Origin of the sequence: Kordiimonas sp., assembly GCF_965216265.1 — a bacterium.
Taxonomy (GTDB): Bacteria; Pseudomonadota; Alphaproteobacteria; order Sphingomonadales; family Kordiimonadaceae; genus Kordiimonas.
This window is the reverse complement of sequence record NZ_OZ244153.1, coordinates 3,322,046-3,333,828: the sequence shown is the minus strand read 5'-3', so window position 1 is coordinate 3,333,828 and position 11,783 is coordinate 3,322,046. Positions and strand designations below refer to the sequence as shown.

Annotated in this window: 11 protein-coding genes; 10 read left to right on the top strand and 1 reads right to left on the bottom strand. The window is 54.8% G+C overall.

The features are described 5' to 3' along the window. Positions 1-8: 8 nt before the first annotated feature. The 4 genes from ACOOGA_RS15270 to ACOOGA_RS15255 all read left to right on the top strand — a co-directional run bounded on the left by ACOOGA_RS15270 (position 9) and on the right by ACOOGA_RS15255 (position 2,424). Positions 9-848 (top strand): EamA family transporter, encoded by an 840-nt coding sequence (locus ACOOGA_RS15270; protein ID WP_417461456.1) that lies wholly within the window; start codon positions 9-11, stop codon positions 846-848. Between the two features lie 71 nt (positions 849-919). After that, positions 920-1,225 carry an autorepressor SdpR family transcription factor gene (locus ACOOGA_RS15265; protein ID WP_417461457.1) on the top strand — a complete coding sequence of 102 codons (306 nt, stop codon included), beginning with the start codon at positions 920-922 and terminating at the stop codon, positions 1,223-1,225. Continuing rightward, positions 1,209-1,868 (top strand): SdpI family protein, encoded by a 660-nt coding sequence (locus tag ACOOGA_RS15260; RefSeq protein ID WP_417461458.1) that lies wholly within the window; start codon positions 1,209-1,211, stop codon positions 1,866-1,868. Before ACOOGA_RS15265 ends, ACOOGA_RS15260 begins: the two co-directional genes overlap by 17 nt. Positions 1,869-1,956: 88 nt before the next feature. Beyond that, complete coding sequence (locus tag ACOOGA_RS15255) at positions 1,957-2,424, top strand: Dps family protein (RefSeq protein WP_417461459.1); 468 nt, start codon at positions 1,957-1,959, stop codon at positions 2,422-2,424. A 22-nt stretch (positions 2,425-2,446) separates the two neighbouring features. On the opposite strand, the gene ACOOGA_RS15250 is transcribed toward ACOOGA_RS15255, so the two are convergent. Continuing rightward, on the bottom strand, positions 2,447-3,745 hold the full coding sequence (locus ACOOGA_RS15250; protein WP_417461460.1) for an NAD(P)/FAD-dependent oxidoreductase: 1,299 nt from the start codon (positions 3,743-3,745) through the stop codon (positions 2,447-2,449). Between the two features lie 135 nt (positions 3,746-3,880). On the opposite strand from ACOOGA_RS15250, the gene ACOOGA_RS15245 reads away from it, so the two are divergent. From ACOOGA_RS15245 to ACOOGA_RS15220, 6 genes are all read left to right on the top strand, one after another. Next, a complete protein-coding gene (locus ACOOGA_RS15245) occupies positions 3,881-4,192 on the top strand; it encodes an ArsR/SmtB family transcription factor (RefSeq protein WP_417461461.1) in 312 nt (103 codons plus the stop codon). Positions 4,193-4,201: 9 nt separating this feature from the next. Further along, positions 4,202-4,687, top strand: coding sequence for a hypothetical protein (locus ACOOGA_RS15240; protein ID WP_417461462.1), 486 nt, complete (start codon positions 4,202-4,204; stop codon positions 4,685-4,687). A gap of 196 nt (positions 4,688-4,883) precedes the next feature. Further along, positions 4,884-5,165 carry a FeoA family protein gene (locus tag ACOOGA_RS15235; protein ID WP_417461463.1) on the top strand — a complete coding sequence of 94 codons (282 nt, stop codon included), beginning with the start codon at positions 4,884-4,886 and terminating at the stop codon, positions 5,163-5,165. After that, positions 5,162-7,003 carry a ferrous iron transporter B gene (gene feoB, locus ACOOGA_RS15230; protein WP_417461464.1) on the top strand — a complete coding sequence of 614 codons (1,842 nt, stop codon included), beginning with the start codon at positions 5,162-5,164 and terminating at the stop codon, positions 7,001-7,003. The genes ACOOGA_RS15235 and feoB overlap by 4 nt, the downstream gene beginning before the upstream one ends. A 119-nt stretch (positions 7,004-7,122) precedes the next feature. Continuing rightward, entirely contained in the window at positions 7,123-8,322 is a 1,200-nt protein-coding gene (locus ACOOGA_RS15225; RefSeq protein ID WP_417461668.1) for a dipeptidase, read from the top strand. A gap of 142 nt (positions 8,323-8,464) precedes the next feature. Then, positions 8,465-11,770, top strand: a complete 3,306-nt coding sequence (locus ACOOGA_RS15220; RefSeq protein ID WP_417461465.1) for a S41 family peptidase — start codon at positions 8,465-8,467, stop codon at positions 11,768-11,770. Positions 11,771-11,783 lie beyond the last annotated feature (13 nt).

Below are 11,783 nucleotides of genomic sequence, written 5' to 3'. Positions count from 1 at the left end.
GCAAGGGCATGACAGACACGGATACCCTTGCCACGCTTCTGATCCTCGCATCCGCCCTGTTGCACGCAAGCTGGAACGCCGCAACAAAACGCACCGAAAACAAGCTGGGCACCATTGCCTTCATGTCGATTTTCGGCAGCCTGCTTTATATACCGCTTGTGCCGTTTTTCCCGCTGCCTATCGGGGTGATGTGGGTTTTTATTCTGGCGTCTGTCGCCGCGCATATCGTCTACCAGTTGGCACTTGCCCGCGCCCTTGAGTTTGGCGACCTCACCTTCATTTACCCCATCGCACGCGGGCTTGGGCCACTTCTGGTCGGGCTTTTCAGTCTCATATTCCTCTCCGGCACCCTAAGTCTGCCGGAATTTTTAGCCATTCTGACGCTTGTGGGCGGTATTTTCCTCACCATCAGCGCACGCGCAGGTAACAGCAAAGCCTTCATCGCCGCCGTTATCTGCGGCCTCATGATCGCCACTTATACTCTTATTGATGGCTTTGCCGTTAAAAGCGCCAGCGAGCCGATGATCTTCATCATCTGGGGCGCGCTGGTCTTCTCCCCCATCTTTGCCACCTTCCTCACCCTCACCCATGGGCGTAGCTTCCTGAAGGAAAGCCTCAGCACATGGCGTGTCAGCCTGCCGATCGCACTTCTGGCGCAAAGCGGCTATGCACTGGCGCTCTATGCCCTCAGCCTTGGGGATATTGGTGAAATCGCGGCACTCCGGGAAACCAGCATTGTGTTTGCAACCCTTATTGGCGCGCTCTGGCTCAAGGAAGATATCCCCGGTAAAAAGCTCATCGCCGTGCTGCTTATAGCCATTGGTGCCGTTTCCCTGAAACTTGTTTGATCCACCCTCTTGACATTCTCCCTTGCGCTTGTTATTTCGGTATTTAGCGAATAAACGAAAAAGGAGCGACAATGTCAGACGTATTCAACGCTCTATCCTCTCCCGTCCGGCGGCAAATTCTATCGATGCTGAAGTCCCGAGACATGACAGCGGGGGAAATCTCAAGTCGGCTTTCTGTGGCGAAATCCACACTTTCAGGGCATTTCAATGTCCTTAAGGCAGCCGATCTTGTGGTGACGGACCGCGACGGCACCACCATTACCTACAGCCTCAACACCAGCGTCGTAGAAGACCTGCTGTCGTTGATGGTTGGCTTATTAGCCCCGGAGGGGGAAACAAAACAAAAGAAGGAGGCGGCAGATGGCGACCTTGGGTAAATTCAAGCTGGCATGGGGCATCACCCTGGCCACTATGGCCGCGAGCCTTGTGGGCTATGCAACACTCGGCGATGTCACTGAAATTCCTGTGCACTGGAACACGGAAGGCAAGGTAGACGGCACTGCAAGTCCGCTCATGGGGCTCGGTCTCATGCCGGCTATACAGGTTATTATGATCGGCCTTTTCTCTGCGCTGTCGTTCATTGAACCCCGGAAAGCCAACATCGAGAACTCCGCCAAAGCGATAAGCGCCACGGTAACTGCCACCGTCGCCCTTTTGGCCGTCGTGCAGGTGGGGATTATTTTTGAGGCACACGGCATCCACGCCATGAATGTCACCACCATTATGGTTTCCATGGGGTTGTTGCTGGCGGTGCTGGGTAACTATCTACCCAAGCTTCGCTCCAGCTTTTTCGTTGGCATCCGCACACCCTGGACACTGTCCAGCGACACGGTGTGGCGCAAAACTCACCGCCTTGGCAGCAAACTGTTCATTGCGGCAGGTATTGTCAGCATTCTGGCCGCGCTATTGGCTCCCTCTGACATAGCCTTGAAAACAATGCTTGGCATGGTGGTTATCGCCGCCGTCGTTCCCACAGTTTATTCCTGGGTTGTGTGGCGGCGGGAAAACGAAGCCAAATAATCGATATTATCGATCATATCTTCCATTTTAATCTGTTGGAGAGATATCCAGAAACACCCTATATTCTCTTCAACAGACAAGGAGGACCATGACCGTGACAACCGAATTTAACACTGCCAACCAGAACCAGATCGCAAATGCACTCAAGCCTGTGCTGGCAGAAAGTGTTCAGCTTTATGTGTTGACCCAAAATGTGCACTGGAACGTAACCGGCCCGATGTTTCAGGCTGTGCATACGCTGACAGAAGCACAGTATCTGGAGCTTGCACCTGCGATTGACGAGATTGCGGAACGTATCCGCACCCTTGGTCAGAAAGCGCCTGCAAGCCTTCAGGCATATGCGAGCCTTGGTGATATTGATGACGGTGACGAAAACGCCTCAGCTGAAGCCATGGTGAAAGCGCTTGTGGCGGCTCACGCCCAGATCGCGAACCGTATTCGCCCCATCATCGGCGTTGCGGGTAAAGCAAATGACGAGGTTACCGCAGGCCTGTTGACCGACCGCCTGACAGTGCACGAGAAAGCCCAGTGGATGCTGCGCGCCATGCTTGGCTAAGCCACACGGTCCGGCAGCACGGTTAAAGGCGGTCTTTGAGCCAATAATATAATATGGCGCTTGAGACCGCCTGCCTCCCGAGCCACGCCCCAATTGGCAATCGCCATTTGGGGACAGCCGCAAACAGCTCAAACCGGCCCATGTGGCCGGTGATGGCCTCACCCAGCACCTGCCCCATCAGGTTTCCCATATTCACACCGTGGCCTGTATAGCCGAAGCTGTACCAGATATTTTCACCGATACGGCCCACAAGCGGCACCTCTCCAAGCGACACACCAAGTTTGCCGCCCCATTCATGCGTGACCTTGATGCCCTCAAGCTCTGGCCAGACCTTAAGGAGGCGCGGCATCAGTTTGTCTTTCACCGATTTTGGCTTGCGGCCCGAGAAATTGACACGCCCACCAAACAGCACCCGCCCATCCGCCGACATACGGAAATAATCACACACCTTTTTAGTATCGCAAATCGCGTAGCGGTTCGGGTTCAGGCGATCGAGCACATCCTCCGCCAGCGGTTCGGTCGCGATCAGGAAACTGCCCGCCGGGAAAGCATAACCACCTAGCTTGCGCCTGAGCAAATTGTGGTGCGCGTTGGCCGCCATCACAACATGTTTGGCCCGCACGCTGCCCGTGCCCGCATGCACACGAGCCTCTGCTCCCTCTTCAATCTTGTGTACCGGGCTGCGCTCGTAAATCTGTACACCAAGCTTTTTGCACGCTTTATAAAGCCCCAGGCATAATTTCAGTGGATGCAGGTGCCCGTCAGACATGCTCCGGAGCCCGCCCTGATACACGTCGCTGCCGATGGTGTCCGCAAGCTCAGCCGCACCCATGAAATGCCAACCACGGTCGGGGCAATCACTCTCCATCTCATTATAGCTGTGGTAAAGGCCCGCAAGCTGGCGCGGCGTAGGTGCTACCTCCAGCCAACCGGGGGTGAGGTCACAGTCGATATCATAATCATCTATCCGGCGGCGGATCAGATCATGCCCCGCCCATGTGAGCGCACGCACATCTTTCGCCCGAGACGCACCCCAGTATTTCGCGAGCCGTTCCTGCCCGACAAAGCCACGAATAAGCTGACCACCATTGCGGCCAGATGCGCCCCACCCCACCTGCCGCGCTTCAACAAGCGTAACCGTGCGCCCTGCTTCCGCCAGCGTCAGCGCCGCAGACAGGCCGGTGAAACCGCCGCCAATAACACATACGTCTGTTTCCACATGCGTGCTCAGCGTGTCTTCCGGCTCATGCAGCGGCGCAGATGCAGCATACCAGCTATCAGGCCAGCTATCAGGCCTGCGATCCGTATGGGTGTTTTGCATGTCATGTCCTCCGGGCATGCAGGGCCAATGAGAGGGGCCCAATATCGCGATACGCTATCATGGTGGCGAAATGAGGCAAACGCCATAAGCGCAATTTCGCTTGACATATTAGTAAGCTTATACTTACGGTAAGTCATGACTTACGATTTAATATTCTCGGCGCTTGCCGACCCAACAAGGCGCAGCATCTTCGAAGCTTTACGCACCGAGGAACGCACCGTGGGTGATATCGCACTTAATCAGCCGGTTAGCCGCCCCGCGGTATCGCAGCACCTGAAGGTCCTTGAGACAGCGGGCCTTGTCACCGTGCGCTCGGAAGGCAACCGGCGGTTCTATGCCTTGCGCCGCGACGGCCTTGAAGACCTCAGGCGATATCTGGACAGTTTCTGGTCTGATGCTCTGTCCGCCTACGCCGCAGAAATCGAACGCCGCATGAAAACCAATTAGGAGCCGAATGTGCTTGACCCAATCATCAAACGAATTGAAGTGCCATGCAGCCAGAAAAAGGCATTTAACGTTTTCCTGAATGAAATGGACAGCTGGTGGCCGATGGATAAGTTTACCGTATCTGTCATGGCGGGCACTAAAGCCGCTAGGATCACGGTCACACCTGAAGTTGACGGCAAGATCATTGAAGTAAGCGCCAACGGCACGGAGTATTACTGGGGAACCATAAAAAAATATAACCCCTTCAACGGTTTCAGCATGCGATTTCACATCCCTCACCCGGAACATATGCCGTGCCCACCGGACCATGCCGGCGGCGGCGAAACTCTGGTTGAAGTCTCTTTCATATCCCTTGACGCCAGCCGCACCCTTGTTGAGCTAAAACAAAGCGACTTCGAAGCTCTGGGCGAAATGGCCGAAGGCGTACACGGCGGATACGGCTTCGGATGGACGATGATTTTCGAGACTGCCTATAAAGCCGCTTGCGAAGCGTAGCCAGCTCCTCGCTGACGATTAGCATGGTTCGACTACCCGATGATTATCGCGTGGTCGAGCTGTGTCAAAATGCCCAGCCCTCTCTTACCGTTCGCGCTTGCCCGCCCCTGCCTTCCATGCTATCAGCAAGCAAGATTGAGAAGCATTCTCAAGTTGTAAACCAGAATGTAAAAGCGTTACCACAGGCGAGCCAACCATGAACAACGAAACCCCAGTTGCCGCACCCGGCATCGAAAGCCTTGGCCAGATGCGGCCCGGCGCACGCGGGCGTATTGCATCTTTTGATGCTGCGGCGTCCCACTGCCATCACAACGATATGGTGGACCGGTTGCGCGAGATGGGGTTCGCTGAAGACCTTGAGATAGAAGTGTTGCACCAGAGCCCGTTCGGCCGTGACCCGATTGCGGTGCGCGTCGGCAAAATGACAGTGGCCCTGCGCCGCAAGGATGCCCATATCGTCAAGGTGCAACTGGCATGACAAAAGCAAAACTCGTTGCGGTTGTCGGCAACCCGAACTGTGGTAAGTCGGCCCTTTTTAACGCGCTTACAGGCCTGAGGCAGAAGGTTGCCAACTATCCCGGCGCCACCGTTGAGCGCCGCGCTGGCCCCCTTCTCGGCAACACCAGTGTTGAACTGATCGACCTGCCCGGCACCTATAGCCTGACACCCAGAAGCCCTGATGAAGCCGTTACCCGTGATGTGATTATGGGTACTTATAAGGCGGAAGGTAAACCCGACGCGCTTATCTGTGTTGTTGACGCCACCAATCTGGAACAGCACCTCAGGTTTGTGCTTGAGCTGAAAGCCATCGGCCTGCCAACTGTTGTTGCGCTCAATATGACAGACTTGGCCGAGCGGGAGCAGATCCGCATTGACGCGGATGCTCTTTCCAAAAAGCTTGGCCTGCCTGTGGTGGAAACTGTGGCCGTGCGCCGCAAAGGGCTTGATAGCCTCAAGGACAAACTGCTTGATGCTGCTGGTGATTTCACCAACAAGGCCATGGATTTTGGCACCAGCACGCGCGACCGCCAGCGGGCTGCCCGCAAGATCGCCAAGGACGTAACGCTCAGCGAAGGCATTGGTCACCGCACCACCCGCGTGCTGGACAATGTCCTCCTGAACCCGATTGTTGGCCCCATTGTGCTGTTTGGCATTCTGTTCCTGATGTTTCAGGCTGTATTCGCTTGGGCGGAAGCACCCATGGGCTGGATTGAAGACAGCATAATGATACTTCAGGGTCTTGCATCAAGCGCCCTGCCCGATAACTGGCTTTTGAGCTTCATCAACGACGGCATCCTTGCCGGTGTTGGAGCCGTGATTGTCTTCTTTCCGCAAATCATCATCCTGTTTGCCTTCATTCTGGTGCTGGAAAGCTCGGGCTATATGGCACGTGCTGCTTTTTTGATGGACAAGCTTATGGCGTCCGTCGGGCTGAATGGCCGCGCGTTTATTCCGCTGCTGTCATCTTTCGCATGCGCGATCCCTGGCATCATGGCGGCTCGCACCATCTCGGACCAGAAAGACAGGCTGACCACAATACTTATCGCACCGCTGATGACCTGTTCAGCCCGCCTGCCCGTTTACACGCTTATCATTGCGGCTTTCATTCCCAACACTGATATCTGGGGCGGCATGGTTGGCCTGCAGGGGCTGGTGATGTTCACGCTATATATGGCGGGCATCGTGTTTGCGCTGATCGTTGCAGCGGTGATGAAACGCACCATCACCAAAGGCGAAAGCCAGACTTTCATGCTGGAGCTGCCGAAATACCAACCGCCGCACTGGCGTTTTGTACTTGTGGGGCTTTATGAGCGCTGCCGCGTATTTTTGCGCCGCGCGGGGACCATCATCCTCACGGTCACTGTGGTATTGTGGGCGCTTGCGAGCTTCCCGGGTGCCCCGGAAGGCGCAACCGAGCCCGCTGTCACCTACAGCCTTGTGGGCATCATTGGTGGCTGGCTTGAAGTGATCTTTGCCCCCATTGGTTTTAACTGGGAAATCTCAGCCGCGCTTGTACCCGGTATGGCTGCGCGTGAAGTAGCCGTCGCCGCCCTTGGTACTGTCTACTCACTTTCCGGCAGTGAAGATACTGTCACGGAAGGCCTTGTGGGCATGCTTAACGGCGCCTGGAGCCTGCCGACCGCGCTTTCATTCCTTGCGTGGTATGTGTTTGCGCCGCAATGCCTTTCCACCATCGCGGTGGCGCGGCGCGAAACCGGTGGCTGGAAATGGCCTCTCGTTATGGTGGGTTACCTGTTTGGCCTTGCATACTTGGCGGCCTTCATCACCTTCCAGCTTTCAAGCGCACTTATGTAAAATGACCGAATGACCCGTATTTATCGGTGCGGGTCTTGCTGCAAGCACAAATATGCGGTAGCCACAGAAGGCATAGTAAAAGAATAAAATATTCAACACATGTCACATCAGGGAGCAATATCGTGAAACAATTATTCGCAGCAGTATCCTTGCTTGCGCTCGCCGCCTGCTCGAGCGAAGCGCCAGAGGATACATCTGGCGACGCCAATCGCATCGCTCAGGACACCATCATCGTTGATGGGCATATCGACGTACCATACCGCCTGGACGCAGCATGGGAAGATGTGAGCGGCAGCACCGAAAAAGGCGATTTCGACTATAACCGTGCCGTGGCCGGGGGCCTGAATGCACCGTTCATGTCGATCTATACGCCCGCCCATTATGACGGCACCGAAAAAGCGAAAACCCATGCAGAAGACATGATCGCGATCGTGGAACGCATGGTGGCTGAAGCACCAACGAAATTCCGCATCGCTAAATCTGTGGCGGATGTTGAACAGGCTTTTGCTGACGGTGTGATTGCATTACCTCTTGGCATGGAAAACGGCTCACCCATCATGGGCGACCTTGAGAATCTGGATTATTTTTACGAGCGCGGCATTCGCTACATCACACTCGCGCACTCCAAATCAAATGATATCTCGGATTCGTCCTATGACGTGAACCGTCAGTGGAACGGCCTGTCTGACTTTGGCCAAAGCGTAGTGCAACGCATGAACGAGCTGGGCATCATGGTCGATATCAGCCACGTCTCTGACGACGCTTTCTGGCAGGTGATGGACCTGGCTGCTGTGCCTCCAATCGCAACCCACTCATCCGCACGCCACTTCACACCAGGCTTTGAGCGCAACATGTCAGACGACATGATCAAGGCGCTGGCAAACAAGGGCGGCGTGATCATGATCAACTATGGCTCTGCATTCCTGACCGAGGCTGCCAATAAATATGGCCCGGCGATGGATGAAGAATACCTGAAGTATCTGGCGGACAATGGCCTTGAGGATTCAACCGACCTGAAGGACCAGTTTGAAACCAACTACCGCAAAACCAACCCCTATCCTTATGCCACCACAGATGATGTGCTCGATCATATTGACCATGTAGTGAAACTAGCCGGCATTGATTATGTGGGTATCGGCTCAGATTATGACGGTGTTGGCGACAGCCTGCCGACGGGCCTGAAGGATGCCGCATCATACCCGGCGCTGGTCGCAGGCCTTATTGAACGTGGTTACGCGGAAGAGGACATCAAAAAAATCCTCTCTGGTAATATCCTGCGCGTGTGGCGCACCACTGAGGCATACGCCGCGTCTCACTAAGCGAATAAAAGATATATAGTGCAACAGGCCGTGCCCTCCGGGGTGCGGCCTGTTGTTTATCTGGGGCACATTTGCGTCTAAAGGGCTGGACGGCAGGACAAAAATTGTTAAAGTTTCGCGTGAAACTTGAGGGGGATAATCCGTGAAAAAAATAACGACGACAGCAACACTTGCTGCCATGTTGGGCTGCGCAAGCACAACAGCAATGGCGGAAGCAAACAGTGATTGGTTCGCCGAGGCGGCGATCTCACCAGACGCCAATACCATCGTGTTCACCTATAAAGGCGACCTTTATAAGGTCTCGGCTCAAGGCGGTAACGCCGTGCCTCTTACCGTAAACGCCGCGTGGGAAGGCCATCCTGTGTGGTCGCACGACGGCAAGAAAATCGCTTTTGCGAGCGACCGGGGCGGTAGCCTGGATGTTTATGTGATGTCAGCATCCGGCGGTGAAGCCACACGCCTCACCTACCATAGCGCCAATGACATCCCACACGATTTCACAGCTGACAATAGCGCAGTAACCTTCAGTTCCACCCGTATGGATAGCGCTGAAAGCAGCCTGTTCCCGCGCGGCTCACTATCGGAACTTTATAATGTGCGCCTCACCGGCGGCACCCCAGAGATGGTGCTAACCACACCCGCAACCGAAGCCCGCTGGAACGACAAGGGCGACAAACTGCTTTACCGTGAGGAAAAAGCGCTCGAGAGCGACTTACGGAAACACGATACATCTGCGTTCGCGCGCGACATATGGATGTATGACGCAAAAAGCGGCAAGCACACTCAACTCACTACCTACCTCGGCGGTGATCACAACCCGGTTTGGGGGCGCGGCAATACGGTGTTTTATACGTCTGATGAAGGCGACAGCACTTTCAATGTTTGGCAGCTTGACCTTGAAAGTGGCGAACGCCAGCAGCAAACAGAATTTAAAGAACACCCTGTACGCAGCCTGACCCGATCGGAAAACGGCACGCTGGCCTTTGTCCACCATGGTTCCATCTACACAGCAAAGAGCCGTAGCCGCCTGAGCAAGCTTGATATCAACGTCAGCACAGACGGACACGGCCGCGACGGTGAAGTGATTTCGGTTACAGATGATGTGAGCGAATTTGCAGTCTCACCAAACGGCAAGGAAGTTGCTTTTGTGGCGCGCGGTGAGGTGTTTGTGACCTCCACCGAGTTCAAGACAACCAAGCGCATCACCGATACACCAGCGCAGGAGCGCAGCGTTGATTTTGCGCCGGATGGCAAGAAAATTGTTTTTGCCGCAGAGCGAGACGGCAAATGGAAACTGGTTGAAGCCAGCATCCGGGATGAAAAAGAGAAATATTTCTTCGCCAGTACCCTTGTTGACGAAAAAGTGGTTTTCGACACAGACGATGAGGCGTTCCAGCCAAAATATTCGCCGGACGGCAAAAAGATTGCCTTCCTCTCCAGCCGCGATGTGCTCAAGGTCCTGACACTTGAAACTGGCGAAGCTGTTGAGGTGCTGGGCGCAGACTATAACTACTCCTACGCTGACGGTGATATCACCTTCGCATGGTCTCCTGACAGCAACTGGCTGACGGTCGATTTTATCGCCCGCAAGCGCATCTTTATCACCAACATCGCTGTTGTGCCTGCGGATGGTTCCGCGCCTCCGCGTGATATCAGCCTCTCAGGCTATCAGGATGGTTTCCCCAAGTGGCATGCCGACGGTGGGGCTGTGATCTGGGCCAGTTCACGATACGGCCAGCGCGACCACGGCAGTTGGGGCCGCGAGTTTGATGTGATGGCAGCTTTCCTCACTCAGGACGCTTTTGACAAATTCTCCATGTCCAAAGAGGACTATGAGCTCATGAAAGAGCTTGAAAAGGAGAAGGAGAAGGAGAAGGAGAAGAAGAAAAAAGAAGAAGAAGCCAAAAAAGAAGCTGAAAAATCTGAAGGCGACGATGGCGCCAAAGATAAAACTGACGATAAAAAAGATGAGACTAAACCGACAGAGATTGAATGGGACGGCATGCAGGACCGCACGGTTCGCCTGACAGAACATTCAAGCGACCTGGCGGACATGGCGCTCACCAAAGAAGCAGACAAGCTCTATTACCTTGCCCGCTTTGAAGGGGGCTATAACCTCTGGGTTCAGGAGCTTAAAGAGCATAGCACCAAGCTTCTGCTCAAGATGGACGCCCGCAACGCATCGTTTGAGCTTTCAGATGATGAAAAAACCGCCTTTGTGTTGGCCGACGGCAGTATCGCCAAGCTTGAACTGAAAGATGACAGTGCAAGCCGTAAACCTGTAAAGCTCAGCGCATCCATGGTGTTGGATGCGGACGCTGAGCGCGCCTATTTCTTTGAGCATATCTGGCGCCAGGTACGGCATAAATTCTATAACCCCAACATGCACGGCGTGGATTGGGACCGCATTAAAGCCGAATATGCACCCAAGCTCGAAAGCATTGGCAACAACCGCGATTTTGCGCGCGCAATGGAAGAGATGCTCGGTGAGCTGAACGCTTCTCACACTGGTGCTTATTATCGCGGCAGCGTGAAGGGCGGTGACGACACTGCGGCCCTCGGCCTGATCTTTGATATGAGCGATACCTCAGGCGGTCTCAAAATTGCTGAAGTGATCGACCGCAGCCCACTTGTAAAAGCCGATAGCAAAATCAAGGCTGGCATGACGCTGGTTGCCATTGACGGTGTCGAGCTTGGCCAGGACGTGAACTATGCGTCCCTCCTGAACCACAAAACAGGTGATCGTGTACGCCTGAGCGTGGAGATGGAAGACGGCACACGCTTTGACGAAGTGATGAAGCCGATCAGCCGCCGTGATGAAAGCAACCTTCTCTATGAGCGCTGGGTGAAGGCCCGCCGCGCATATGTTGAAGAAATTTCAGATGGCCGTATTGGCTATGTGCATGTGCGCGGCATGAATGACACCAGCTACCGCGATGTCTATTCAGACCTGTTGGGCCGCAACTTTGAGAAAGATGCCGTTGTGGTAGACACCCGTTGGAACGGCGGCGGCTGGCTACACAATGATCTCGCCAAACTGCTTGCCGGTAAACAGTACCTGCAGATGAAAGTACGCGGCGACCGTGTGTTTGCCGGTGACCCTCTGGACCAATGGACCAAACCTTCCATCGTTGTGATGGGTGAAGGCAACTATTCAGATGCCCACGCCTTCCCATACACCTACAAGGTGCTTGGCATTGGCGAACTGGTGGGCATGCCCGTGCCGGGCACCATGACAGCCGTTTGGTGGGAGCGCCTGCACTCAGGCGACATTACGTTCGGCATCCCGCAGGTTGGCCAGATCGACGCTGACGGCAACTACCTTGAGAACCTGCAGCTTGAGCCTGACTACCGGGTTAAAAAACTGCCCGAGGACAGTGCGGAGGGCCGTGACCCACAGCTCAAGAAGGCTGTTGAGGTTATGCTGGAGCAAACAAAAAGCGAGTAGTTGAAACCAAGCT

Coding starts and splice junctions, on each gene's coding strand:
- ACOOGA_RS15260 (WP_417461458.1), top strand. CDS start 1,209: ATGGCGACCTTGGGTAAATTCAAGCTGGCATGGGGCATCACCCTGGCC.
- ACOOGA_RS15265 (WP_417461457.1), top strand. CDS start 920: ATGTCAGACGTATTCAACGCTCTATCCTCTCCCGTCCGGCGGCAAATT.
- feoB (WP_417461464.1), top strand. CDS start 5,162: ATGACAAAAGCAAAACTCGTTGCGGTTGTCGGCAACCCGAACTGTGGT.
- ACOOGA_RS15235 (WP_417461463.1), top strand. CDS start 4,884: ATGAACAACGAAACCCCAGTTGCCGCACCCGGCATCGAAAGCCTTGGC.
- ACOOGA_RS15270 (WP_417461456.1), top strand. CDS start 9: ATGACAGACACGGATACCCTTGCCACGCTTCTGATCCTCGCATCCGCC.
- ACOOGA_RS15255 (WP_417461459.1), top strand. CDS start 1,957: ATGACCGTGACAACCGAATTTAACACTGCCAACCAGAACCAGATCGCA.
- ACOOGA_RS15250 (WP_417461460.1), bottom strand. CDS start 3,745: ATGCAAAACACCCATACGGATCGCAGGCCTGATAGCTGGCCTGATAGC.
- ACOOGA_RS15245 (WP_417461461.1), top strand. CDS start 3,881: ATGACTTACGATTTAATATTCTCGGCGCTTGCCGACCCAACAAGGCGC.